The 23,986-nt window shown below is 72.5% G+C and carries 22 protein-coding genes; 12 read left to right on the top strand and 10 right to left on the bottom strand.

All coding sequences use genetic code 11. From position 1 onward, the window contains the following. Window positions 1-52: 52 nt before the first annotated feature. From ABZ490_RS07170 to ABZ490_RS07155, 4 genes are all read right to left on the bottom strand, one after another. Complete coding sequence (locus tag ABZ490_RS07170; RefSeq protein WP_358985476.1) at window positions 53-850, bottom strand: hypothetical protein; 798 nt, start codon at window positions 848-850, stop codon at window positions 53-55. Window positions 851-992: 142 nt separating this feature from the next. Further along, window positions 993-1,805, bottom strand: coding sequence for a hypothetical protein (locus ABZ490_RS07165; protein WP_358985473.1), 813 nt, complete (start codon window positions 1,803-1,805; stop codon window positions 993-995). 41 nt (window positions 1,806-1,846) lie between these two features. Further along, window positions 1,847-2,782, bottom strand: a complete 936-nt coding sequence (locus ABZ490_RS07160) for a hypothetical protein (protein WP_358985470.1) — start codon at window positions 2,780-2,782, stop codon at window positions 1,847-1,849. A 502-nt stretch (window positions 2,783-3,284) separates the two neighbouring features. Next, window positions 3,285-6,410 (bottom strand): molecular chaperone Hsp90, encoded by a 3,126-nt coding sequence (locus ABZ490_RS07155; RefSeq protein ID WP_358985468.1) that lies wholly within the window; start codon window positions 6,408-6,410, stop codon window positions 3,285-3,287. Between the two features lie 157 nt (window positions 6,411-6,567). Here ABZ490_RS07155 and ABZ490_RS07150 point away from each other — a divergent pair, with 157 nt between their 5' ends. Beyond that, window positions 6,568-6,816, top strand: a complete 249-nt coding sequence (locus ABZ490_RS07150; protein WP_358985465.1) for a hypothetical protein — start codon at window positions 6,568-6,570, stop codon at window positions 6,814-6,816. Window positions 6,817-6,955: 139 nt separating this feature from the next. On the opposite strand, the gene ABZ490_RS07145 is transcribed toward ABZ490_RS07150, so the two are convergent. Beyond that, entirely contained in the window at window positions 6,956-7,885 is a 930-nt protein-coding gene (locus ABZ490_RS07145; RefSeq protein WP_358985462.1) for a DUF3027 domain-containing protein, read from the bottom strand. Between the two features lie 314 nt (window positions 7,886-8,199). Here ABZ490_RS07145 and ABZ490_RS07140 point away from each other — a divergent pair, with 314 nt between their 5' ends. The 4 genes from ABZ490_RS07140 to ABZ490_RS07125 all read left to right on the top strand — a co-directional run bounded on the left by ABZ490_RS07140 (window position 8,200) and on the right by ABZ490_RS07125 (window position 11,732). Continuing rightward, window positions 8,200-9,624 (top strand): MFS transporter, encoded by a 1,425-nt coding sequence (locus tag ABZ490_RS07140; RefSeq protein WP_358985459.1) that lies wholly within the window; start codon window positions 8,200-8,202, stop codon window positions 9,622-9,624. Window positions 9,625-9,686: 62 nt separating this feature from the next. Beyond that, window positions 9,687-10,172: a DUF2771 domain-containing protein gene (locus tag ABZ490_RS07135; RefSeq protein ID WP_358985456.1), complete on the top strand. Its 486-nt coding sequence runs from the start codon at window positions 9,687-9,689 to the stop codon at window positions 10,170-10,172. A gap of 23 nt (window positions 10,173-10,195) precedes the next feature. Continuing rightward, window positions 10,196-10,891 carry a futalosine hydrolase gene (locus ABZ490_RS07130; RefSeq protein ID WP_358985453.1) on the top strand — a complete coding sequence of 232 codons (696 nt, stop codon included), beginning with the start codon at window positions 10,196-10,198 and terminating at the stop codon, window positions 10,889-10,891. Beyond that, window positions 10,881-11,732: a 1,4-dihydroxy-6-naphthoate synthase gene (locus ABZ490_RS07125; RefSeq protein WP_358985450.1), complete on the top strand. Its 852-nt coding sequence runs from the start codon at window positions 10,881-10,883 to the stop codon at window positions 11,730-11,732. Before ABZ490_RS07130 ends, ABZ490_RS07125 begins: the two co-directional genes overlap by 11 nt. A gap of 92 nt (window positions 11,733-11,824) precedes the next feature. Here ABZ490_RS07125 and ABZ490_RS07120 read toward each other — a convergent pair whose 3' ends face one another. Continuing rightward, a complete protein-coding gene (locus ABZ490_RS07120; protein WP_340378024.1) occupies window positions 11,825-12,208 on the bottom strand; it encodes a cold-shock protein in 384 nt (127 codons plus the stop codon). Window positions 12,209-12,387: 179 nt separating this feature from the next. On the opposite strand from ABZ490_RS07120, the gene ABZ490_RS07115 reads away from it, so the two are divergent. Beyond that, on the top strand, window positions 12,388-12,645 hold the full coding sequence (locus tag ABZ490_RS07115; protein ID WP_358985446.1) for a hypothetical protein: 258 nt from the start codon (window positions 12,388-12,390) through the stop codon (window positions 12,643-12,645). Here ABZ490_RS07115 and ABZ490_RS07110 read toward each other — a convergent pair. Continuing rightward, window positions 12,633-13,256: a haloacid dehalogenase-like hydrolase gene (locus tag ABZ490_RS07110; RefSeq protein ID WP_358985443.1), complete on the bottom strand. Its 624-nt coding sequence runs from the start codon at window positions 13,254-13,256 to the stop codon at window positions 12,633-12,635. The two genes, ABZ490_RS07115 and ABZ490_RS07110, sit on opposite strands and share 13 nt — an antisense overlap. A 39-nt stretch (window positions 13,257-13,295) precedes the next feature. Next, window positions 13,296-14,222, bottom strand: coding sequence for a hypothetical protein (locus ABZ490_RS07105; protein ID WP_358985440.1), 927 nt, complete (start codon window positions 14,220-14,222; stop codon window positions 13,296-13,298). A gap of 80 nt (window positions 14,223-14,302) precedes the next feature. Between ABZ490_RS07105 and ABZ490_RS07100 the strand changes: the two genes are divergently transcribed. Further along, window positions 14,303-16,846 (top strand): helicase C-terminal domain-containing protein, encoded by a 2,544-nt coding sequence (locus ABZ490_RS07100; protein WP_358985437.1) that lies wholly within the window; start codon window positions 14,303-14,305, stop codon window positions 16,844-16,846. A gap of 116 nt (window positions 16,847-16,962) precedes the next feature. Here the strand turns inward: ABZ490_RS07100 and ABZ490_RS07095 are convergent, their stop codons facing one another. Next, a complete protein-coding gene (locus ABZ490_RS07095; protein WP_358985434.1) occupies window positions 16,963-17,505 on the bottom strand; it encodes a hypothetical protein in 543 nt (180 codons plus the stop codon). 130 nt (window positions 17,506-17,635) lie between these two features. Between ABZ490_RS07095 and ABZ490_RS07090 the strand changes: the two genes are divergently transcribed. Continuing rightward, window positions 17,636-19,279 (top strand): DNA repair helicase XPB, encoded by a 1,644-nt coding sequence (locus ABZ490_RS07090; RefSeq protein WP_358985431.1) that lies wholly within the window; start codon window positions 17,636-17,638, stop codon window positions 19,277-19,279. A gap of 4 nt (window positions 19,280-19,283) precedes the next feature. On the opposite strand, the gene ABZ490_RS07085 is transcribed toward ABZ490_RS07090, so the two are convergent. Further along, the gene (locus ABZ490_RS07085) at window positions 19,284-19,466 is read right to left on the bottom strand and encodes a hypothetical protein (RefSeq protein WP_358985428.1); all 183 of its coding nucleotides are present in this window, start codon (window positions 19,464-19,466) and stop codon (window positions 19,284-19,286) included. A 312-nt stretch (window positions 19,467-19,778) separates the two neighbouring features. Here ABZ490_RS07085 and ABZ490_RS07080 point away from each other — a divergent pair, with 312 nt between their 5' ends. From ABZ490_RS07080 to ABZ490_RS07065, 4 genes are all read left to right on the top strand, one after another. After that, on the top strand, window positions 19,779-20,489 hold the full coding sequence (locus tag ABZ490_RS07080; RefSeq protein WP_358985425.1) for a hypothetical protein: 711 nt from the start codon (window positions 19,779-19,781) through the stop codon (window positions 20,487-20,489). A gap of 36 nt (window positions 20,490-20,525) precedes the next feature. Next, a complete protein-coding gene (locus tag ABZ490_RS07075; protein ID WP_358985422.1) occupies window positions 20,526-20,936 on the top strand; it encodes a hypothetical protein in 411 nt (136 codons plus the stop codon). Window positions 20,937-21,191: 255 nt separating this feature from the next. Then, window positions 21,192-21,743, top strand: a complete 552-nt coding sequence (locus ABZ490_RS07070; RefSeq protein WP_358985419.1) for a hypothetical protein — start codon at window positions 21,192-21,194, stop codon at window positions 21,741-21,743. Between the two features lie 164 nt (window positions 21,744-21,907). Beyond that, the gene (locus tag ABZ490_RS07065; RefSeq protein ID WP_358985416.1) at window positions 21,908-23,950 is read left to right on the top strand and encodes a UvrD-helicase domain-containing protein; all 2,043 of its coding nucleotides are present in this window, start codon (window positions 21,908-21,910) and stop codon (window positions 23,948-23,950) included. Window positions 23,951-23,986 lie beyond the last annotated feature (36 nt).

The following is a 23,986-nucleotide window of genomic DNA, read 5'->3' as shown; positions in this document are numbered from 1 at the left end:
GGGTGCGTTGTGGCTTGTCGCGCAGTTCCCCGCGCCCCTTAAAGCGGTTGGGTTACTGGACGTCTATGTAATCCGCCGCCGAGTTGATCGGGGCCGTGTTCGACGTTCCCGCGAAGACATAGCGGTAGTAGCCGTCCGCGGAGGCCGTGGTCGTGGTCTTCAGGGTGCCCGTCGACGTGGTCTTGATGGTCTTGAGCGTCGTGTAGGCGGTCGCGCCCTTCTTCTTGAACTGGAGCTTCACCGACTGGGTGCCGTAGCCCGCGTACTTGTTGGTGTCCCAGTTGGCGCGGGAGAGCTTGCCGGTGACCGTGAGGGTCTTGCCCTTCTTCACCGGCTCCGGGGTGGCGTCGGCGGTGAGGGTGGCGCCGCGCAGGAGCTTGGTGGTGCCGAGGCCGCCCTGGTAGGTGACGCCGCCGGCCGCGTTGGCCGCGAAGGCGCCCAGCTTCCAGCTGCCGGCGTCGGCGTTGGTCAGGTCGATGTCCACGTCGGAGGACTTCGGGCGGAACTGGATCTTCGCCGTGCACTTCAGGACGGTCGAGGAGGACGTGGTGCAGGTGGCGACGTCGTCGCCGGCGAGCCCCTCGGAGTCCTCGGTGAGGGTGGTGCCGCGGTAGAGCACCGGCATGCTCGCGATGGTGTTCGGGTCCAGGCTCGCGGGCTTGGTCACCGTGTAGGTGGCCGTGACGGTGACCGTCGTCGCGGGGCCGACCACGATGTTCTTGCCGCTGTTGACCTTCAGACCGGAGAAGGTGACCGCGGGGCCGGCCGGGGCGGCCTGGGCGGCGGGCACGGCGAGGGCGGTCAGGGCCACGGCGCCGGAGGCGGCGAGGACGAGGGCGCGTATGCGCATGTGCGTTCCCCATGAGGAGAGAAGGATCTCGGGAGTCTGTTGACTCACCTGGTAGATCCGTGGCTCCTGGGGCGAGTTGTACGGGAAAAGGTAAGGAGAGGGGAAGAACGTCTTCCCCTCTCCCTCTCCTGGCCCTCGCGGGTTACTTCACGTCGACGAAGTCGGCGGAGGAGCTGACCGGAGCGGTCGTGGTGGTGCCGGCGAAGACGTAGCGGAAGTAGCCGTCCGCCGTCGCCTTGACCGTGGTCTTGAGCGTGCCGGTGGAGCTGCTCTTGATGGTCTTCACCGTCGTGAAGGCGGTGGCGCCCTTCTTCTTGAACTGGAGCTTCACCGACTGGGACGCGTAACCGGCGTTCTTGTTGGTGTCCCAGTTGGCCCGCGCCAGCTTGCCGGTGACCGTGATGGTCTTGCCCTTCTTCACCGGCTCCGGGGTGGCGTCGGTGGTGAGGGTGGCCTTGCGGAGGACCTTGGTGGTGCCGAGGCCGGTCTGCCACTTGAGGTCGTCGGCGCTGTCGGCGTCGTTCGGGACGGCGAGGGCGCCGACCTTCCAGGTGCCGGCCTGACTGTTGGTCAGGTCGTCGAAGTCGTCGCTCTCGGCGGGCCGGAACTGGATCTTCGCGGTGCACTTGAGAACCGTGGTCGAGGACGCGGTGCAGGTGCCCGGGTCGTCGCCGGAGATCGACTCGGTGCTCTCGTTCAGGGTGGTGCCCCGGTAGAGGATCGGGCCGTTCAGGAAGGAGCTCGTGCTGAGGCCCGCCGGCTTGGTCAGGGTGTACGACACGCTGACGGTGACCTTGGTGGAGGGACCGACCACGATGCTCTTGCCGGCGTTGACCTTCATGTTGGAGAAGGTCACGTCGGGCGCCGTCGTCGGAGCGGCCTGGGCGGCCGGAACGGCGAGGGCGGAGAGGGCGACGGCACCGAGTACGGCCGTCACCGAGGCGCGAATGCGCATGCTGTTCCTCGGATGGAGAGAAGTACGGATGTTCGGGTTGCTCACTTGACGTCGACGAAGTCACCCGCGGCGTTGACCGCCGGGGTCGTCGAGGTGCCCGCGAAGCTGTAGCGGAAGTAGCCGTCCGCCGACGCCTTGACCGTGGTCTTGAGGGTGCCGGTGGAGCTGGTCTTGATGGTCTTCAGGGTGGTGTAGGTGGAGCTGTTCTTCTTGCGGAACTGGAGCTTCACCGACTGGCCGGCGTAGCCGTGGTACTTGTTGTCGTCCCAGTTGGCGCGGGACAGCTTGCCCGTGACGGTGATGGTCTTCCCCTTCTTCACCGGCTCGGGGGAGGCGTTCACGGTCAGCTTGGACAGGCGCTGGAGCCTGGTGGTGGCGAGCGTGTCCTGCTGGGCGTAACCGACCTTGGACCAGTCGATGTCGTCGATGTCGACGCCCAGCTGGTCGTTGAAGTCGATGACGTAGCCGCCGGCCTTCCAGGAGGTGGCGTCGGCGTTGCTCAGCTCCTGGCCGGGGTAGACGTCGATGGTCCCCTTGCAGCTGGCGACCGTGGAGGAGGACGCCGTGCAGGTCGGCCAGTCGTCGCCCCACAGCAGGTTGGCCGGCGTGTCGTAGGACGTGCCGCGGTAGATCTCGACGTCCAGGAAGACGTCGGGGGCGGAGACGTCGAAGCCCTCGTCGTGCGTGACCTTGTACGTCACCGGCACGCTCACGTGGCCGCTGGTGCCCGCGACGATCGGCTTGCCGTTGTTGATCTTCACGGCCGAGAAGGTGACGTTCAGCGCGTACGGGGTGCCGTCGGCGGCGGTGGCCCCGGTGAAGGCGGTCCTGCCCGAGGCGGCGTGCGCCGCGGCGGCCGCCTTCCGGACGTCGTCCTTGCCGGACGAGGACGCGCCGGCGGCCTGGGCGGCCGGGACGGCGAGAGCGGAGAGAGCCAGGGCGCCGGTGACGGCGGCCACGGTGGCACGGAAGTGCATGCAATCCCCCGGTGAAGACAAGGACCCTGGTTGCGGTCGACCCCTACGGCTCGTCTCGGACAGGGCCCACGTGTTGGTGAAGCCTGTTGGCTCATGAGGTGAGATCAACGGGGGATGTGAATAGTTGTACGAAGTGAGGAAGATTTTCTGACGGACTCTCGGACAGGACCGGGCCGGGCGAGGAGGACAGAGTGAGCTACCCCTTCGAGTGCGGTGACAGGACCGTCTGGGACGCGGGGTACCACAGCGGGCGGCTCTACGCGTCCCTGGCCCGGGGAGCGGCCGAGTACCTCCAGGTGCCACGGCCTGCTGATCACCTCGCTGGTCCTGGTGGAGCGGACGGGAGGCAGCATCCCGCTCCGCCCGGAGCACGAGGCGTCCTTGGGCGGCGCGAAGGACACCCACGCCCGCTCGATGCCGATGGAGGACTGAACGGGCGGTACGCCGGCGAAGGCCGTCGCACCCTGAGGTAGCGGGTGCGACGGCCCTTTCCTTACCGGTGTCAGTCGAACCAGCGGTCCCGGGCCAGTTCCGGGGTGCGGGACGGGTCCTCCAGGAGTGCCGCCACCTCGAAGCGGCGGGGCCACTGGCCCGCGGCCCAGGCGAGGCCGGCGGCGACGCCCTCCAGGGTGGCGGCGTGCGGCACGCCGTCGTCGGTGAGGCGCCAGTCCAGCTCCACGCCGTCCACGACGAGTTCCTCGTGCTCGACGTAGACGGACGGGGTGCGCGGGCCGAGGAGGACGTGGACCGCTTCCGGTACCTCGTGCTCCGCGCCCTCCGAGTCGATCCGGCCGGTCACCGACTCGCTCAGGCGCCGTACCTGGAACAGTTCGGCCAGTTCCGCGGCGCGGGACGGGCGGACCGGGAGGAGCGGGACGCCCTCCGTGAAGGGCAGCAGGTCGGGGGAGTCGACGACCACCGCGTCGGCGGCGTCCACGACCTCCACCCGGCCGTCCACGACCGCCCGCAGCTCGTCGGGGAGGGTGACCTGATCGGGGTCCAGGTCGGCCAGCGCGCCGTAGAGACCGTGCAGCTGGGCGGGGCCGACGGGGCGGTCGGGGTCGGCCAGGCGGTCGAGGAGTTCGGCCGCGCCGCCCGGCTCGTCGAGGAGCGCCGCCACCGAGGTCCGTACGCCCAGCGCCCGCAGGACCTGCTCGTCGTCGAAGCCGGTCGCGTCGGCCTCGTCGTACAGGCCGTGCAGGAGCGGGTCGCCGCCGGACGCGAGCAGGCCGGCGGGGCGGCGGCCGTCGAGGACGGGGTGGCCGCGCAGCCACCACGCCGTGTAGGGGCGTACGACCTCGTGGGTGCCGTCGGGGAGGAGGATCCGGACGGGCTGGGTGAGGGCGTCCCGCAGCGGGGGCTGGGCGAGGAGGGCCAGGGCCTGGGGCCAGCGGTCGTCGTCGACCAGGTCGAGGTCGCGGACGGCGACGAGTTCGGTGGCCACCGGCGGGACCGGTGAGTCGGGGAAGCGGTCGAGGATGTCCTCGGACCAGACGTCCACCGCGTCCAGCAGACCGGCGTCGTCCGGCTCGGCGAAGTCGCCCTCGCGGGGCTCCAGTTCATCGGGATCGAGGACGACGTCGGTGGCGCGGACGAGCGCGAAGTTCGCGAGGACGCCGACCGCGGTGAGCGGGGCCTCGCCCCAGCGCTCGACCAGTTCGGCGTCGACGGAGGCGAGTTCGTCCTCCCGGATGACGGAGGCGAACGGGCTTCCCGGCAGGAGGAGTTCACCGGCCGGGACGAGTTCGCCGTCCTCGTCGGGCAGTGCGAGGGCGCCCAGCCAGGGCTCGTCGCCCGGCTCGAGGGCCGCGTCGCGGACGAGGGTGAGGACGGTGTCGGCGAGCTCCTCGGCGTCGGGCGTGTCCCGGTCGTCCCAGGCGCCGCCGTCGTCGTCGAGGGACGCGGCGACCGCGGCCCGCACCTGCGGGGTGGTGAGCACCGCGCGGGGCGTGGCGGGCAGGGCGCCGAGCTTCTCCAGCAGGGGGTGCGCGGCGTCCGCGTGGGCGACCTTCAGGCCGAGGCGGGTGAGGACCTCCGGGTCGGCCCCGGCCTCGTCGGCGACGGGCAGCAGGACCTGGCGCGGGCCGATCGTCGTCCGGCCGTCGGCCAAGGGCACGGGCAGTCCGGAGAGCCGGTCCGGGTCGACGCCGGCGAGGCTGTCGTAGAGCCGGTACCACCACTGCGGGTCCTTCTCCAGGCCCGCGAGGCGGTCGACGGCGTCCGCGAGCGGGATCCGGGCGACCCCGAGGGTGCGCAGCTCGACGCGGCGCTCCAGACCGGCGGGCAGGAGGGTCGGCAGGACCTCGGCGAGGACCCGTACGGTGTCCGCGCCCGCGCCCTCCACCACCTCGGCGTCCCGCGGGCGCAGCGCCTCCGGCAGGTCGTCCTCGTCCTTGACGGGCTCGACGGCGGGCGGCAGGAAGGCGGTGCGCGGCAGCCGCTCCAGGATCGCCCGGCGCAGCGCCCCGTCCAGCTCGCCCTTGCCGAGCGGGCCGGGCACCAGGTCGATGATGCCGGGGGTCACCGGGCGCCAGGCGGCGAGGAGTTCGGCGTAGGCGTCGGCCGCGCGCTCGACCAGGTGGTCGGTGAGCGGGCCGGGGGCGGCGTGCCGGCGGGTGGTGTCCAGCGGGAAGGACGCGATGAGCAGGGCGGGCACGCCGAGCGGTTCGTCGCTGGGGGTGGGGGCGTGCACGACGGGGCTGGTGCGGGGCCGGGCGGGGGCGTCCTGCTCGTCCACGGGGACGGCCCAGGTGACGGACCAGTGGGCCCGCTGCCGCTCCTCGACGGGGCGGTCGGCGAGCAGCTCGGGTGTGAGCGGCCCGTGCGCGGCGGCGGTACGCCAGCGGGTGGTGCCCTCGCGCGAGTCCTCCACGACGGTGAGGGCGCCGTCGACGGAGCGGCGCAGGGTGCGGGGCGCGTCGGCGCCGGTCTCGATCACGACCTCCGCCAGGCCCGGCAGGGCGAGGAGGAGGGCGTCGTCGACGGCGGCGAGGAGGCGTTCGGCGAGGTCGGCGGCGGCCGCGTCGCGCAGCGGGAGGATGACGGCGGTGTCGTACGGGTCCGGGGCGGTGCCCTGGGCGGCGAAGGGGAGGCGCAGGAGGGGGACGTGTCCGTCGCGGCGGCGGAGCTCGTCGCCGAGGCCGGGGCTGTGGCGGGCGGTGTCGGCGGCCAGCTCGCGGGCCTCGGCGAGGTCCCAGCGGACGCCGCCGTGCCTGCCGACGACGGCGGGCTCGTCGGTGACGGAGAGGACGGCGGCGAAGCCGACGCCGAAGCGGCCCACGGACACCTGCTGGGTGTCGCGCTTGGCGGAGGCGCGCAGGGTGGCGAGGGACTCCACGCCGGCCGCGTCCAGGGGGGCGCCGGTGTTGGCGGCGACGAGGACGCCGTCGCGGAGGGTGAGCCGCAGCCGGCCGGGCACCCCGGCGCGGGCGGCCGCGTCGGCGGCGTTCTGGGCGAGCTCCACGACGAGACGGTCACGGTAGCCGCCGAGGACGAGGTCCTCCTCGGCGTTGGCGTCCTCACGGAAACGGGCGGGACTGGTGGCCCAGGCGTCCAGGACGCCGCGGCGCAGGCGGGCCGTGCCGAAGGGATCAGCGCCCTCGGGTGCCGGCCGCACGAACTTGCTCACGTTCACTCTCCTCGTCGGCGTGAGGAGAAGGTATCGCGCACCGCACCCCCCGGGACCCGCCGCCCGGACGGAGCAGCGGGGGTGCGGAGCGCGTGCCGGGGTCCGGCACGGTCCGCACGATGGGCCCAGGGGGTACCGGAGAGCGAGGAGAGCCCAGATGCCTGCCCACGAAGATCCCTGCACGATGATGCGCCGCGCGGCCGAGGAGTCCCGTCAGGAGATCGAGCGCCTGAAGAAACGGATCCGCCGGCTCGAGGAGGACATCGCCGCGCTCAAGCAGCGGACCCCTCCCGACCAGGCGGCGATCGCGGCCCTGGAGCAGCGTCTGGCGAGTTTGCAGGAGCAGCTCGCGAACGACGAGCTCTCGCTGAGCACCCTCGAGGACGTGATCAGCGAGAACTGCTGATCACGTCTGCCCGGGGGCCCGGGGGCCTGGGGGCCTGGGCCTCTCGTTTGGATCAGGCCCCGATGTCCGGGCTGACGGACCCCTCCGCGGGAGTGCGTGCCCCACCCCGCGACGCGCGGCGTGATCCAAACGGCAGGGCCTACGCGTGGCCCAGTTCGGCCGTCGCCTCGTCGGGGAGCGCCGGGACCGAGCCCGAGTCCGCGGCGGGGCGGAGCGGGAAGGGGTCCACCCGGGTCTCGTCGATCACCGGTGCGGGCGGCTGCGGGGGCTTCGGCATGACCGCGGCCTCGGAGTGGCCGCCGCAGCCGTAGGCCAGGGACACGACCCGGCCGTCCGCCGGGGAGAACTCGTTGGCGCAGACGCCGAAGGCCTGGCCGAGGGAGCCGCCGATGGGGGTGAGGAAGCCGCAGCTGACGCAGGTCGCGGGGGCCGCCTGGGCCATCGGCGTCTTGGCGCCGAAGGAGTCCTCCCAGCGGTCGGCGGCGGTGTGCAGGCCGTAGCGGGAGAGGACCCGGGCGCGGCGCAGGCCCAGTTCCTCGGCGACCGCGGAGATCGAGCCGCGGGCCGGGGTCGTGGGCAGGGCGGCCGGCGGGGCGGTGGCGGTCACCTCGGCGTCCTCGGCCTCGACCAGGTCGGCCATCTCGTGCGAGACGGGGGCGTTCACCGCCGGCTCGTCCTCGCCGGAGTACCCGGGCTCCAGCCGCAGGTCCTCGGCGTCGGTGGGCAGCAGGTCGCCGGGGCCCATGTCGCCGGGGCGCAGCCGCTCGCTCCAGGGGACCCACTCGGGGGCGAGGACGGCGTCCGGGCCGGGCAGCAGGACGACCTCGTCGAGGGTGACGATCTTGGCGCGGGAGGCGCGGGCCACGGTGGCCGCCCAGCGCCAGCCTCGGTAGCCGAGTTCCTTGCACTCGAAGTAGTGCGTGACGACCCGGTCACCCTCGGAGAGCAGGCCTACGTGCTCGCCGATCACGCCGGGCGCGGCGGCCTCCTCGGCTGCGGCGCGGGCGAGGTCGACGGCCTCGGCGCACAGGCGGTCGGGGGTGCGGCTTCGCGTGGTCGCTGCGCTCACAGGTATCGCTTCTCTCCTACGCCGTCTCTCGGGTGCGCCGGCCTGAAGGCGGCGGGTGCGGACGGAGCGGACCGAAGGGCCGCGTCTTACGTCCGCGCCCGATCGCGCTCGGGCGCACCTGCTGTCACCCATTCTGCTGGATGCCGGGGAGGCGCGCGGCCGAGAACGATCGCCACGGCGCGCTACGCACGCTACCTGTTCCGCGACGTTCGGCCTACACCGACGGGACGTTTCCCCGCGACGGACCGTACCGGACCCCCTCCATCCGCGCGGTAACCGCACTATGCGGGGCCTTCTCGGGGCACTATGACGGAGTGGCAGCCGCGAAAGCATCCCCAGGTGCCACCGGGACCGGTGGGACGAGGGGATCGAAGGGATTCAGGGGATCGGGCCGGATCGGCGGGTCGGTCCGCGCGGTCGGCCGTGCCCTGCACCTTCCGTTCACCGGCACGGCCCGCGGCATCAGGAAGGCCACGCACGCGCACGGGGCGGGGGAATCCGGCCTCGGCAAGCTGATCGAGCTGCACGCGGTGAACGGCGCGGGGGACGTGATGATCACCGTCGCGCTCGCCTCCACCGTCTTCTTCTCGGTGCCGACGGACGAGGCCCGGGGCCGGGTGGCGCTGTACCTCGCCATCACCATGGCGCCCTTCACGGTGCTCGCCCCCGTGATCGGCCCGCTCCTGGACAAGCTGCCGCACGGCCGCAGGGCGGCGATGGCCGGGGCGATGTTCGCCCGGGCCCTGCTGGCGCTGATCATCGCCGGGGCGGTCTCCAGCGGCAGTCTGGAGCTGTATCCGGCGGCGCTGGGCGTGCTGGTCGCGTCCAAGGCGTACGGCGTGGTCCGCAGCGCCGTGGTCCCCCGTCTCCTGCCACCGCGTTTCTCCCTGGTGAAGGCGAACTCGCGGGTCACCCTCGGCGGGCTCCTCGCCACCGGTGTGGCGGCTCCCGTGGGGGCCGGGCTGCACGCGATCGGGCCGCGCTGGCCGCTCTACGGCGCCTTCGTGATCTTCATGGCGGGTACGTTCCTGTCGTTCTCCCTGCCGCCGAAGGTGGACTCGGCGAAGGGCGAGGACATCGCGCTGCTCGCGGCGGACGAGGAGCATCTGCACGGACCGCACCGGCAGCCGGTCAAGCGCCCCGGTCTGCGGACCGTGGGCATCGCGGTCACCCACGCCCTCGGCGCGAACGCGGCGCTGCGCTGGCTGTCCGGCTTCCTGACCTTCTTCCTCGCCTTCCTGCTGCGGGAGCATCCGCTGACCGGGTCCAGCGCGGCCGTGTCGCTGGGGATAGTGGCGGTCGCGGCGGGCGCGGGCAACGCGCTCGGTACGGCGGTGGGGGCGTGGCTGCGGGCCCGGGCTCCGGAGATCATCATCGTGACGGTCCTCGCGGTGGTCCTGGGCGCGGCGATCACGGCGGCGATCTTCTTCGGCGCGTTCCTGGTGGCGTGTCTGACGGCGACGACCGGGTTCTGCCTGGCGCTGGCGAAGCTGTCGCTGGACGCGCTGATCCAGCGGGACGTGCCGGAGCTGGTGCGCACCTCGGCGTTCGCCCGGTCGGAGACCATGCTCCAGATGGCGTGGGTGCTGGGCGGCGCGATCGGCATCGTGATGCCGCTCAACGGCACGCTGGGCCTGTGCGTGGCCGCCGGGGTCCTCGCGCTCGGCTGGCTGACGACGGTGCGTGGTCTGATCGGCTCGGCCCGTCACGGAGGAACCCCGAAGGCCCGCGTGGCGTAACACACAGCGGCATGGCCCCCCGCATAAAGAGACCGCCGCGCCCGCCCGATAGCCTTCGCCCCATGACCACGCTGCACTCCGTAACGCGACGCCGCGCCGTCGCCACCGCCGGCGCCGTTTCCGCCGGACTGCTCGTCCTGTCGGCCTGTGACAAGCCGACGCCGCTGTCCACGATCACCGTCGGCCGCACCTCGGTCAGCTCCGAGGCCACCTGCGGCGGCGAGGGCAAGGCGCTGAACGCCGCGGCCCTGACGAAGTGCCTGGCCGACAAGGACATCAAGTCCATCGACGTCGACCCGGACGAGACGGTCCGCTTCGGTGTCGACCCCGACGTCGCGGACAAGCGCTGGACCATCCTGATGAACGGTCAGCCGCTCACCGAGGACAGCGACAAGACGTACCGCACCATCCCGGGCAGCGTGTTCTTCAACGCCCAGTACGGCGCCCAGGGCAACTCGACGCTCGTCACCATCAAGGCCGGCGACGGCAAGAAGGACAGCCAGACCGCGACCGGTCTGTGGTCGTTCAAGCTGAAGAAGGACGACTAGTCACGTCCTCCGCCCGCATCCTCGTGGCCACCGCGGTCCCCGCAGAACGGGACGCGGTGGCACGGGCGTTTCCGGAGCCCGGCCGGCCGGTGTCCCTGCCCGGGGCGGAGCTCCACCGCACCGGCGGGGCCTGCGACCTCCTCGCCGCCGGGGTCGGCCCGGCGCTCGCCGCCGCGTCCGTGTCCGCCGCGCTGACCGCCGCGACGCTGGCCGGTGAGCCGTACGGCCTGGTCGTCTCGGCCGGTATCGCGGGCGGCTTCCTGCCCGGGGCGCCCGTCGGCTCGCTGGTCGTCGCGGACCGGATCACCGTGGCCGACCTGGGCGCGGAGAGCCCGGAGGGCTTCCTGCCGGTCACCGAGCTGGGCTTCGGCACCGTCACCCACCGTCCGCCGGACTCACTCGTACGGGCCATCGGGGACGCCGCCGGGGCCCGTACCGGCGAGATCCTGACCGTCTCCACGGTCACCGGCACCGCCGCCCGCGCCGCGGCCCTGCGCGCCCGCCACCCCGAGGCGCTGGCCGAGGCCATGGAGGGTTTCGGGGTCGCCGAGGCGGCCGGCGCGCACGGCACCCCCGTCCTGGAGATCCGCGCGGTCTCCAATCCCGTGGGCCCCCGTGACCGCGCGGCCTGGCGCATCGGCGAGGCGCTGGCCGCGCTGACGGCCGGTTTCGGGAAGCTCGCGCCCCTTCTGGAGAGTTGGAACCGGCATGACCAGTGAGCAGCCGCTGCGGATCGCGTACTCCCCCTGTCCGAACGACACGTTCGTCTTCGACGCCCTCGCCCACGGCCGGGTGCCGGGCGCGCCCGCGCTGGACGTGACGTTCGCGGACATCGACGTCACCAACGGCATGGCCGAGCGGGGCGAGCTCGATGTGCTGAAGGTGTCGTACGCCGTGCTGCCGTACGTCCTCGACACGTACGCGCTGCTGCCGTGCGGGGGTGCGCTGGGCCGGGGCTGCGGCCCGCTGGTCCTGACCCGGGAGGCCGGGCTCGACCTGACGGGGCGCACGGTCGCGGTCCCGTCCGAGAAGTCGACGGCGTACCTGCTGTTCCGGCTGTGGGCGGCGGACACGCTGCCCGGCGGGGTGGGCGAGATCGTGGTCCTGCCCTTCCACGAGATCATGCCCGCCGTACGGGACGGCAAGGTCGACGCGGGGCTCGTCATCCACGAGGCGCGCTTCACGTACCGGAACTACGGTCTGCACAAGCTCGCGGACATGGGCGAGCACTGGGAGTCCACCACGGGCCTGCCGATCCCGCTGGGCGCGATCATCGCCAAGCGCTCCCTGGGCCCGGACACCCTGACCGCCCTGGCGTCCGCGATCCGCACCTCCGTACGCACCGCCTGGGACGCCCCCGAGCTCTCCCGCCCGTACGTCATGGCCCACGCGCAGGAGATGGACCCCACGGTCGCCGACCAGCACATCGGCCTGTACGTCAACGAGTTCACGGCAGACCTGGGCGAGGCCGGCTACGCAGCGGTCAGAGGGCTGCTCACCCGAGCCGCAGCCGAAGGCCTGCTGCCCGCGCTCGGAGCCGAGTCGCTTTCGTTTCCCTGACGGCCGTCGCGGTCAGGGGGATGCTGACGCGCATCCGGGCCGAGGGGCTGGTGCCGCCCCTCGGCCCGGATGCGCCGGCGCTTCCCAGGGGGTCAGACGTCCAGCTGGTCGGCGACCGCGCGCAGCAGGCCGGCGATCTTCTTGCCGGAGGCCTTGTCGGGGTAGCGGCCCTTCTCCAGCATCGGCGTGATGTTCTCGAGGAGGGTCGTCAGATCCTGCACGATGGAGGCCAGTTCGTCGGGCTTCTTGCGCTGGGCCGCCGCGACGGAGGGCGTCGGGTCGAGGAGGACGACGGAGAGTGCCTGGTCACCGCGCTGTCCGGCGACGACACCGAACTCCACTCGCTGGCCCGGCTTCAGGGCCTCGACTCCGGCGGGGAGGACCGAGGAATGGACGAAGACGTCACCGCCGTCGTCACGGGAGAGAAAGCCGAAGCCCTTCTCGCTGTTGAACCACTTGACCTTGCCGGTAGGCACGTCTGTCCTCGTCCTCGTACTCGTCGGAAACTTGCTTCTGGAAAAAACAGCCCTGGAACGGCTCTTGAGAGCAGTCGGGCGGGTCGACCATGACCCGCCGGTACCAAGGCTAATGGTCTTCGAGCGGGTGACAAGACGTCGCCCGGTTGTTCCTTCGCGGTGGGAACTACCCTGGTCCGGTGCGTGACAAAACCCAAACGAATTCCGCCGCTCCCGGTGACCGACTGATCCGTGCCGGAGCCATCGTCTTCTTCGCCGGCGCCGTGGCCACCCTGGTCACGATCGCCCCGCTGCTCCTCGGCACGACGCCTTTCCCGACGTATATGTTCGGACTGAGCATGCTCATGGGCGTCGGATTCCTCGTCGCGGGCGCCGGAGTGCTCCAGTCGATCGCGGCGGGCCGCCGTCAGGCGCGGGCGGGAAATCAGCCCTCGTAGTCCGCGAACCACTCCCCGAACCGGGTCAGATCGTCGAGGACGACGTCCGCCCCGGCCTCGGTCAGCTCCGCCGCGCTGCACGGCCCCGTGGTCACGCCCACCGAGAACGCCTCGGCGAGCCGGGCCCCGCGCACATCCCCCACATGGTCGCCCACGTACACGGACGCGCCGTGCTCCCGCAGCGCCTCCGCCTTCTGCGCCGCCCACAGGTTGCCGATCACCGCGTCGGGCCGCATGCCCAGGTGCTCCATGTGCAGCCTGGCGTTGGGCTCCCACTTCGCGGTCACGACGATCGTCTTCCCGCCGGACCGCCGCACCGCCTCCAGCGCCTCGTGGGCGCCGGGCATCGCGAGCGTGCCGGTGACGGCGTACGCCGGGTAGATCTCGCGGTAGAGGTCGGCCATGGCCGTTATCTCCTCCGCCGGGAACCAGTGCGCCATCTCCTCCGCCAGCGGCGGCCCCAGCCGTGTGACCACCAGATCCGCGTCGACGTACGTCCCGGTCCGCGCGGACAGCTCCGTCCAGCAGGCGTGGATACCGGGCCGGGAGTCGATGAGGGTCATGTCGAGGTCGAAGCCGACGGTACGGGCGCGGGGGGAGGCGACGGTCATGCGGCACATTGTGCCCGGTCGGGCCCCTCGGACCACGGTCTATTTCCGCCGCTGCGACCGCCAGACCAGGAACAGCGCCGACGCCACGGCCGCGCCCCGCACCACCCACGGCCAGGTCTCGCCGATCGCGTCGTTCATGTGCCCCTCGGCGATGGGCGCACCCCAGCGGCCCTCGCTGCGGCCCCACAGCCACACCAGCCCGGCGGCGACGGACAGCCCCGGCAGCCACATGACCGCCAGCTTGGTCTCCCGGTCGGTCAGCCTCCGCGAGACATAGGCGATGGCCCAGCCCGCGACCAGCAGCAGCAGCTTGCCGAGCACCGCGCCGACGACGAGGGCGACCGCGGCGAGCAGCAGCAGGGGGTTGCTCCAGCCGCCGCTGGGGAGGGCGGGCAGGAACCGCCGCCGTGCCTTGGCGGCCGCCTCCGCCCCGGCCTCCCCTCCGGCGGCCTCGGCCGCCTCCTTCGGCGCCTCCGGCTCCTTCTCCGGCCGCGGTGGCCGCGGCGGGCGGAGCATCTCCGGGATCTCGACCCCGCCGACGAACCCGGGCACCTCGTCGCCCATGGCGAACGGATCGGACTCCCGCTCCCACCAGTCGGGCGCCTGCGCCTCGTCGGCGAGCGCCCCCGACCGGGGTCCGGGCACCTTGCCCAGGCCCTGGGGAGCCGGCGGCGGCCGGTCCTCGTCGTCCCGCTGCACGGGCACGGAGGGTGTCGGCGCCTGCGGGGCACCCGCGCCGCTGTCGGCCGCGGCGGCGACGACGTCGTCCGGGCTGCCGAGGCGGTCGATGATGCGGCGGACGGCGGCGGGCGAGTCGACGGTCGCCCTGGACCGGCGCCGGTCGATCTCGTTGCGCAGCTCGGACACGAGCCGCATCCGCGTGGCCGACGACAACTGCTGCTGGTGTGCGACGTCGCCGACGCGGCTCAGATACTCGTAGACGACCTGGTCGCTCTCGATCCCCACGAAAGGCACGGTATCGCGCAGGGGATGCGCGGGTCCCGGGACGCAGCCCCCGGGAACGGCGACCCGCTAACGTGGGCAAGATGAGCACCGAGGACCACCCGGCCCCCCGGTCCCTCGCGGAAGCGCTCCGCGGCAGGGACGACTCCTCCCTGGCCGCCCTCCTGCGCAGCCGCCCCGACCTCGTCACGCCGGTCCCCGGCGACCTCACCCAGCTCGCCACCCGGGCCGGCACGCGTGCCTCCGTCGTGCGGGCGCTGGAGCGGCTCGACCGGTTCGCCCTGCAGACCGCGGAGGCGCTGGCGGTGGCCGCCGACCCGTCGTCGTACGACGAACTGCTCGGCCTGATGGCCGGGGACGCCCGCGACCCGGAGGTGTCGGCCGCGCTGCCCGCCGCCCTCGCGGCGCTGCGCGAGCAGGCGCTGGTGTGGGGCGCCGACGACCGTCTGCGTCTGGTCCGCACGGCCCGTGAGCTGCTCGCCCCGTCGCCGCAGCACCCGTCCCCCACGGGCCTCGGCCCGAGTGTGCGGGAGGCGACGGCGGGCATGTCGCCGGGCCGGATCCAGGAGATCGTGGCGACGGCCGGGCTGCCGTCCACGCACGACTCGGTGTCCGCCGTGGACGCCCTGACCGCGCTCTTCACCCACCGCAGGAAGATGAAGGCCCTGCTGGCCAAGGCCCCGGCGGAGTCCCTGGAGGTGCTGGAGCGGCTGGTGTGGGGCCCGCCGTACGGCCAGGTCACCCATGATCCGGCGCCCCGGCTGCGCTGGCTCCTTGACCGCGCCCTGCTGCTGCCGACGGCCCCCGGCACGGTCGTCCTCCCCCGTGAGGTCGCCCTGCATCTGCGGGCCGGGCGGGCGCACCGGGCGCCGGAGCCGCTGCCGCCCGCCGTGGAGCCGGTCGCCGCCCACCGTCCACAGGTTGTGGACAGTACGGCGGCCGGGCAGGCCTACACCGCGCTGGCGACGGTGGAGGAGCTGCTGAAGGACTGGGACGAGGGCGGCCCCGCGGTGCTCCGGGCCGGCGGGCTGAGCGTGCGGGACCTGAAGCGGACCGCCGTCGCCCTCGACGTACCGGAGCCGGTCGCGGCCTTCTGGGTGGAGCTGGCGTACGCCGCCGGACTGATCGCCTCCGACGGCGAGGCCGACGAGCGGTACGCGGCGACCCCGGCGTACGACGAGTGGCTGGAGCGGCCCGCCGCCGAACGCTGGGCGGGGCTCGCCCAGGCCTGGCTGGCGGCCACCCGGACGTCCGGTGTGGTCGGCGGGCGGGACGCCAAGGAGCGGGCGCTGTCGGCGCTCGGCCCCGGACTCGACCGCTCCGCCGCGCCCGAGGTGCGCCACCGGGTGCTGTCGCTCCTGGCCGCCCTGCCGGAGGGCGCCGCGCCGGACCCGCAGGCGGTCCTGGCCCGGCTCCGCTGGGAACGCCCGCTGCGCGGCCCGCAGAGCTCCACCACCGAGGACGACCTCCGCTCCCGGCTCGCCCGCTGGACGCTCACCGAGGCCGAACTGCTCGGCGTGACCGGACGCGGCGCGCTGTCGGCACAGGGCCGGGCCCTGATCGGCGGGTCACCGGCCGCCCCCGGCCGGCACCCGGAACCGGAGGGCCCCGGCGACAAGCTCCCGGTCCACCACCACCGCACGGCCGCCCCGCTCGCCCCCCTGTCCCCGCCGGAGCAGGCCGTGGCCACCGCGGCCGCCGGCCGCCTCCTGGCCCCGCTCCTGCCCGAGCCCCTGGACCACGTCCTGCTCCAGGCCGACCTCACGGCCGTGGCCCCGGGCCCCCTGCGCCGCCCGCTCGCCGAGGTGCTGGGGGTGCTCGCCGACGTGGAGTCCAAGGGCGGCGCGACCGTCTACCGCTTCACGCCCGGCTCCGTACGCCGCGCCCTCGACGCCGGCCGCAGCGCCTCCGACCTGCACGCCTTCCTCGCCCAGCACGCGCGTACGCCGGTGCCGCAGCCGCTCGCCTATCTGATCGACGACGTGGCGCGCAGACACGGCCAGCTCCGGGTGGGCGCGGCCTCGGCGTACGTCCGCTGCGACGACGACACGGTGCTGAACGAGATCCTCGCCGACAAGCGGGCCGGCGCGCTGCGGCTGCGCCGGCTCGCCCCGACGGTGCTGGCGGCCCAGGCCGATCCCGCGACCCTCCTCGAAGGGCTGCGTGCGATGGGGTACGCCCCCGCCGCCGAGTCCGCCGAGGGAGATGTCCTGATCACCCGCGCCCACGCCCACCGCACCCCGCCCCGCACGGCCCCCGAGCCGGTCCCCGACGGTCCCCCGGTCCCCGACGCGACCCTCCTCACGGCGGCGGTCCGGGCGATCAGGGCGGGCGACCTGGCCTCGACGGCCCCCCGCAAACCCGCGGACACGGCGACCGCCCTCGCCCCCGGGGAGCTCCCCCGCACCAGCTCCGCCGAGACCCTGGCCACGATGCAGGCCGCCGTCCTGACCGGCGAGGCCCTCTGGATCGGCTACGTCAACGCGGAGGGCTCCGCCAGCCAGCGCGTCATCGCCCCCGTACGGGTGGAGGGCGGCTTCGTGACGGCGTACGACCACACGGCGGACGAGGTGAGGACGTATCCGCTGCACCGGATCACGGGGGTGGCGGAACTGGCGGACGATTAGAGCGCCCTCTGGGCCCGCGCCCCCAAGGGGCGCGGGGCTGTATCGATATGCGGCTCCGCCGCGTGGGCGCGACCAGCCACAACGCACCCGCACCCGCACCCGCACCCGCACGACGGCTAACAGTCCCCCACTGCTGAATCCGCGCCCAACCCGAAATGAACCCGCGCGGCACTCTCCAACCCCGCCGACGACACCGCCCCGTCCAACCGAGACTCTGCGAACACGGAGAAGTGGGCCTCCTCCCACTCCGCGTACCCGGCCCCGTCCGGCGGCTCCTCCTGGGACACGACCCGGTATCCCTCCCCGTCCCGCTCCAGCCGCATCACCTGCGGATAGTGCGACCCGGCGCACTCCTGGAGCGCCCCGTCCCGCACCCCGTACTCCACACACATCGTGTCGACCCCGGCCCGCACCCGACGCTCCCCCTCCTCCCGCAGATCCAGCGCCTTCGCCGTGCAGAACCAGCGCGCCCTCAGCCCGGGCTCGCTGTCCCCGACCCCGTCCCCCTGGGACCGCGCGACGAGCCGCTCCTCGATCGCGGGGCGCACGGACGCCCACAGACCGGCGTCCACGGCGCTCGACCCCCGCGCCCACGCCCCGGTCGCCACCAGCACCACCACAGCGCCCACGCCGGGTCCCCAGATGCGTACCGAAGTCACCGCGAGCTCCTCACCGAGCCGCGCGCGTTGCACGGCTTCCCCTGGACAAGACCGTCAAGAGGCGCTCGGGGTTGCACGCGGGATGGGGCACACTGGACGTTTGGCCGCCCCGGAAGGATGTGCGTACCACGTGAACGGACCGCTGATCGTCCAGTCGGACAAGACCCTGCTCCTGGAAGTCGACCACGAGCAGGCCGACGACTGCCGTCGCGCCATCGCGCCGTTCGCCGAGCTGGAGCGGGCGCCCGAGCACATCCACACCTACCGGGTGACCCCGCTGGGCCTGTGGAACGCGCGGGCGGCCGGGCACGACGCCGAGCAGGTGGTGGACGCGCTGGTGCAGTACAGCCGCTACCCGGTGCCGCACGCGCTGCTCGTGGACGTCGCGGAGACGATGGACCGCTACGGCCGGCTGACCCTGTCCAAGCACCCGGCGCACGGGCTGGTGCTGACCACGACCGACCGGCCGGTGCTGGAGGAGATCCTGCGCTCCAAGCGGATCGCCCCGCTGGTCGGCGCCCGGCTCGACCCGGACACGGTCGTGGTGCACCCCTCGGAGCGCGGCCAGATCAAGCAGACCCTGCTGAAGCTGGGCTGGCCGGCCGAGGACCTCGCCGGGTACGTGGACGGCGAGGCGCACCCGATCGAGCTGGCGGAGGACGGCTGGGCGCTCAGGCCGTACCAGAAGCAGGCGGTGGAGAACTTCTGGCACGGCGGGAGCGGGGTCGTGGTCCTGCCCTGCGGGGCCGGCAAGACGCTGGTCGGCGCGGGGTCGATGGCCCAGGCGAAGTCGACCACGCTGATCCTCGTCACCAACACGGTCTCGGCCCGGCAGTGGAAGCACGAGCTGGTGAAGCGGACCTCGCTCACCGAGGACGAGATCGGCGAGTACAGCGGGACGCGCAAGGAGATCCGCCCGGTCACCATTGCCACCTACCAGGTGCTGACGACCCGGCGGAAGGGCGTCTATCCGCACCTGGAGCTGTTCGACTCCCGGGACTGGGGGCTGATCGTCTACGACGAGGTGCACCTGCTGCCCGCCCCCGTCTTCAAGTTCACCGCCGACCTCCAGGCCCGCCGCCGCCTGGGTCTGACCGCGACGCTGGTCCGGGAGGACGGCCGTGAGTCGGACGTGTTCTCCCTCATCGGCCCCAAGCGGTTCGACGCGCCGTGGAAGGAGATCGAGGCGCAGGGCTACATCGCGCCGGCGGACTGTGTGGAGGTACGGGTCAATCTCACCGACTCCGAGCGGCTGGCGTACGCGACCGCCGAGGCGGAGGAGAAGTACCGCTTCTGTGCGACGACCGCGACCAAGCGGAAGGTGACCGAGGCGATCGTGCGGCGCTTCGCGGGCCAGCAGATCCTCGTCATCGGCCAGTACATCGACCAGCTCGACGAGCTGGGCGAGCACCTCGGGGCACCGGTCATCAAGGGCGAGACGTCCAACGCTCAGCGCGAGAAGCTCTTCGACGCCTTCCGGGAGGGCGAGATCAGCGTGCTGGTCGTGTCGAAGGTGGCGAACTTCTCGATCGACCTGCCCGAGGCGACGGTCGCCGTCCAGGTGTCCGGCACCTTCGGCTCCCGCCAGGAGGAGGCCCAGCGCCTGGGCCGGGTGCTGCGCCCGAAGGCGGACGGTCACCAGGCGCACTTCTACTCGGTCGTCGCCCGCGACACCATCGACCAGGACTTCGCGGCCCACCGGCAGCGCTTCCTGGCGGAGCAGGGGTACGCCTACCGGATCATGGACGCGGACGAGCTGCTGGCCGAGGGCTGAGCGGTCACCGCCGGCGGCGGACTCCGGCCTCTTCGCCGTACTCGCCGAGGATGACGACGTCGAAGGCGGCGCCCACGAACACCCTGATCGCATGCAGGGCGTCGCCGACGGGGTGACGGTGGACGTCGGAAAGCGGAGTCGCGCCGGACGGGCGACCGGGGGCTGGGGTGAGGGTCGCTGCACTCATGTCTCCATGGTGCGCCGGACGGCATAAAGGGGGCATCGGTCCCACGGGCGAACCTGCGCTGAACGCACGTACGACTCCCGGCTGACGGACCCCCCTCAGGGAGGCCACGAGATCCCCTAGGGGCTCCCTCGGCCGTGACCGGTGCCCGTCGGGCTGACGGCACGTCATCCAGCGATCGCCACAACAGGCCAGTGAATGCTGGCGATATGCGTTCCGACCTGGTCCGCTCCGCCTTTTTGAGGCTCCGTTTTCCGCTGGGAGTAGCTTCTTTACCGAGCTCCCATCGGAAACTTGAGTACCAGGAGGCCCCCGTTGTCGGCGAGCCGTTCTTCGCAGGATCTGTCGGGTCTGCTGAAACCTCACGCAGCCCGGCTGAAGCTCGAGATCTGGCCGCAGTACGGGCATCCCTGGTGGCCTTTCGATCCGTGGCTCAGCGCGTGCATGCAGGAGGCGTTCGTCGGCGGCCGGTACGGAGCACGCGTCCATCGTCCGCCCGTACGGAAGAACCCGCTGGTCAGGAGATGGCCGGAGCGATCCCCGGAGGAGAGGTTCAAGGAAGAGCTCATGGAAAAGGCCGCCCAGAAGCGGCAGTCGCTGCTCGACCCCGCGTACGACGGCCCGAAGGAAATGACCTGGGAACCCTTCTTCGATCTTCTGGCTCCCGAGGTCGAAGCGTGGCTGCTTAGCGAGGCCACCGACGAAAGGCAGAACGTGCATCAGCGAAGGGATTACATCCTGGGCGCACTCGAGTCCGCCCAGAACAAACTCACCAAACGACGGAAGCAGGTATTCCACCTGAGGGGAATTCTCGACCTTCCGGAAGGGCACTGCGCCACGCTTCTCCAGGTGGAGAAGGCGACCGTCAGCTCCCACCTGTGTCAGGCCTGGGGCCAGCTGAAGACCGAGGGGTGCGACACCGACGGCCTGGCCGCGTTTCTGAAAGGCATGGGCATCGGAGCCAAGCGCCCGGGACCGCCGAGCCGTCCGGAGCCGAGGCACGACTCCGTCCCGCAGGGGGTCTGAGGTGGACAGGACCGGAACCGAGAGGACAGGGAACTGATGGGAACCAGGGCCTGCGGCACCGAGACCGAGAACACCTCCCGTAAATTCCAGGCGTACAGGGGGCCGGCCGTGAGCCGGGAAGCGTTCCAGGAGCGGTACGCGGACGGACTGGCCACCGACATGCGGACCCGGCGCCAGACCGAACGGGAGAGCATCCGCCGACGGGCCGAGCGAGTGCCGAGCGCGGGCCTTCATATCGGCGCGGCCGCCATCGGGCTGACCGGCACGCTGATCCTGCTGGACCGGATCGGGGTGGCGTCGGCGATCGCCGCCAATGTGGGCGGGGCCCTGGCCTCGGCCTACTCGATCGCCCTCGATCTGCTGCGGTCCATGCAGCGGAACGACCCCGGCTGGCGGGACCGCCACCGGATCATCTCGCGGCTGGTGCCGCCTCATCCACTGGACTGACGGCGGGACCGGCCCGGTGCTCTCCAGGATTCCCAGCCTCTTGAGAGCACCGAGCGGACCCGGCGTTCATCCCACCTTCCCGCTGTCACGGAAAGTCACGAAGGATCAGCCCATGGTGCACGTTCTCATGTGCCGCCCCCGCCCCGGCGAAGAAGAGCGAAACGCTACACAACAGGTCGACAAATGCACGGATCGGACACATCGGACCACGGGGCGTGACGCACGACGTCCGGATCACCCCTCCAGGACGGCACCATGACGGCCTCGCTTCAGGCGCTTCCGGTGCGAGGCCTCACGGACTCGCCGCTGGGGGCCGATGTCACGGTCGGCGGCCCCACCCTGCTGGGCGGCATCGACGGGCCGATGTGGGCGGCGATCGCGACGATCGCCGGCGCCCTCGTCACCGTGGCCCTCTTCACCCTTCAGCTGCGCAAGCGCCGCTTCGAGCGGGAGGCCGAGGAGCTCCTGCCCCTGCGCGACCTCCTCTGTTCCACCCTCCTGCTGCTGGACGACCTCGACCGCAGGGAGGCCACCAGGGCCGACCTCGTCCTGCTGCTGGAGAAGCGCAGCCGGATAGACCACGCGGTGGATGCCTGGCCGGGCATCCCGCTCACCCCTGTCGTCGCCCTCATCACGGCCTACGAGACCACCGCCCTGCCCGACCGCCCGCACCGGCTCCGCCCCCGCAAGGACCGCGTGGGCCAGCTGCTCCTGCTCTCCCGCAAGCAGGGTGCGGCCATCGGCGCCCTGCGCACGGCGCTCCTGGAGGCGAAACGGGTGACGGAAGAACTCCGCAGACGGCGATGAGGCAGCGGGCGACCGGGGCGCCCGGGGAAAAGACGTTGGCCGCAGCTTCCTCGTTCCTCTAAAATCTCCGCTCTTGCCCGCCTCCCTCCACGGAGTGCCGCCGCCCGGACGGAAACCGGACGGCATCGCCGTAGCCCACCCCCAGCAGGCCCGGAGGCACCCCCTTGTCCACGTCCGTCCACGACGACCCGCTCGGCCGCGAGCGCGCCCACCTCACCTCCTCCCGGGCCGCCCTGCGGGCCATGCGGGAGGACGTCGAGGCGCTCGACATCAGAGACGTCACCGCGAACTGGGTGAACGCCGAGGTCCTCTCCCGCCAGATCGACGAACGCATCAAGGCGCTCGCCGACCTGAGCGACACCCCGCTGTTCTTCGGCCGCCTCGACTATCTGCACGCCCCGGGCGCCGAACAGGCCGAGGGCGCCGAGGGCGAGCGCTTCTACATCGGGCGGCGGCATGTGCACGACGGTGACGGCGACCCCATGGTCATCGACTGGCGCGCCCCGGTCTCGCAGCCGTTCTACCGGGCCTCGAAGAAGGACCCGATGGACGTCGGACTGCGGCGCCGCTTCGGCTACACCGGCGGTGACCTCACCGCGTACGAGGACGAGCACCTCTCCGACCCGCAGGAGGCGGCCCGCACCAGCAAGCTGCTCCAGCAGGAGATCGAGCGGCCGCGTGTCGGTCCGATGCGGGACATCGTCGCCACCATCCAGCCCGAGCAGGACGAGATCGTCCGGTCCGGGCTCGGCGGGACCGTGTGCGTCCAAGGCGGTCCGGGCACCGGGAAGACCGCCGTCGGCCTGCACCGGGTCGCCTACCTCCTCTACGCCCACCGGGAGCGGCTGGCCCGGACCGGCACCCTCGTCATCGGGCCGAACAAGTCCTTCCTCCACTACATCGAGCAGGTGCTGCCCGCCCTGGGCGAGTTGACGGTCCGCCAGGCCACCGTGGACGACCTGGTCGCGCACGTCGAGGTGCGCGGCACGGACGAGGCGCCCGCCGCGGTCGTCAAGGGCGACGCGAGGCTCGCGGAGGTCCTGAGGCGGGCCGTGTACTCCCATGTGCGGATGCCCACCGAGCCGGTCGTCGTGGTGCGCGGCTCGCGCCGCTGGCGCGTCCCGGCGTACGAACTGGAGGACATCGTCCGCGAGTTGCTCGACCGGAACATCCGCTACGGCGCCGCCCGCGAGGCCCTTCCGCAGCGCATCGCGCATGCCGTCCTGGTGCAGATGGAGCGGTCCGGGGAGGCCCCGGACGACCGGGTGCAGGACGCGGTGGCCCGGGGCAGCGCGGTCAAGGCGGCGGTGAAGGAGGTCTGGCCGCCCGTCGACCCGGCGAAACTGGTGCTGCGCCTGCTCACCGACGCGGACTTCCTCGCCGTCCACGCGGAGGGGATCCTCGACGAGGACGAGCAGAAGACCGTCCTGTGGGCGAAGCCGGTGCGGAGCGTGAAGGCCGCGAAGTGGTCGGCCGCGGACGCCGTGCTGATCGACGAGACGGCCGACATCGTGGAGCGCACGCACTCACTGGGCCATGTGGTGCTGGACGAGGCGCAGGATCTGTCGCCGATGCAGTACCGGGCGGTGGGGCGGCGCTGCACCACCGGCTCGGCGACCGTCCTCGGCGATCTGGCGCAGGGCACCACGCCCTGGGCGACGCGGAGCTGGGGCGAGGCCCTGGCCCACCTCGGCAAGGCGGACGGGGTGATCGAGGAGCTGACGGCCGGTTTCCGCGTACCGACGGACGTCATCACGTACGCCTCCCGGCTGCTCCCGCACATCGCCCCCGGGCTCGCTCCGGTCGCCTCCGTGCGGGAGAACCCCGGGTTCTTCGACCTCCGGCCGGTGGCGGGGGCCGACGACGTGGTCGCCGCCTGCGAGGAGTTGCTGCGCAACGAGGGGTCGGTGGGGCTGATCGCCGCGGACGCGCGGGTGCCGGCGCTGGCGGAGGCGTTGGGTGAGGCGGGCATCGCGTACCTGGACCCCGGTGAGGAGACGACCGCGGAGACCCGGCTGACGCTGGTGCCCGCGTCGCTGGCGAAGGGTCTGGAGTACGACTATGTCGTGCTGGACGAGCCTCGGGCGGTCGTGGAGGGGGAGCCGGACGAGCGGACGGGGTTGCGGCGGTTGTATGTGGCGCTGACCCGGGCGGTGTCGGGGTTGATCGTGGCGTATGCGGGGGAGTTGCCGGCCGAGTTGGGGTGATGTCGGTGGGTGGGTGCGGGTGCGTTCGGGCTGGTC

Source organism: Streptomyces sp. NPDC005811 (assembly GCF_040630405.1).
Lineage (GTDB): Bacteria > Actinomycetota > Actinomycetes > Streptomycetales > Streptomycetaceae > Streptomyces.
The sequence above is the reverse complement of the archived record's forward strand: the minus strand, read 5'-3'. Positions and strand labels throughout refer to the sequence as shown.

Excerpts from the sequence above, each read along its gene's own strand:
- ABZ490_RS07085 (WP_358985428.1), bottom strand. The coding sequence starts at position 19,466 with ATGAGTGCAGCGACCCTCACCCCAGCCCCCGGTCGCCCGTCCGGCGCG.
- ABZ490_RS07165 (WP_358985473.1), bottom strand. The coding sequence starts at position 1,805 with ATGCGCATTCGCGCCTCGGTGACGGCCGTACTCGGTGCCGTCGCCCTC.
- ABZ490_RS07135 (WP_358985456.1), top strand. The coding sequence starts at position 9,687 with ATGACCACGCTGCACTCCGTAACGCGACGCCGCGCCGTCGCCACCGCC.
- ABZ490_RS07170 (WP_358985476.1), bottom strand. The coding sequence starts at position 850 with ATGCGCATACGCGCCCTCGTCCTCGCCGCCTCCGGCGCCGTGGCCCTG.
- ABZ490_RS07160 (WP_358985470.1), bottom strand. The coding sequence starts at position 2,782 with ATGCACTTCCGTGCCACCGTGGCCGCCGTCACCGGCGCCCTGGCTCTC.
- ABZ490_RS07125 (WP_358985450.1), top strand. The coding sequence starts at position 10,881 with ATGACCAGTGAGCAGCCGCTGCGGATCGCGTACTCCCCCTGTCCGAAC.
- ABZ490_RS07070 (WP_358985419.1), top strand. The coding sequence starts at position 21,192 with ATGACGGCCTCGCTTCAGGCGCTTCCGGTGCGAGGCCTCACGGACTCG.
- ABZ490_RS07110 (WP_358985443.1), bottom strand. The coding sequence starts at position 13,256 with ATGACCGTCGCCTCCCCCCGCGCCCGTACCGTCGGCTTCGACCTCGAC.
- ABZ490_RS07150 (WP_358985465.1), top strand. The coding sequence starts at position 6,568 with ATGCCTGCCCACGAAGATCCCTGCACGATGATGCGCCGCGCGGCCGAG.
- ABZ490_RS07100 (WP_358985437.1), top strand. The coding sequence starts at position 14,303 with ATGAGCACCGAGGACCACCCGGCCCCCCGGTCCCTCGCGGAAGCGCTC.
- ABZ490_RS07075 (WP_358985422.1), top strand. The coding sequence starts at position 20,526 with ATGGGAACCAGGGCCTGCGGCACCGAGACCGAGAACACCTCCCGTAAA.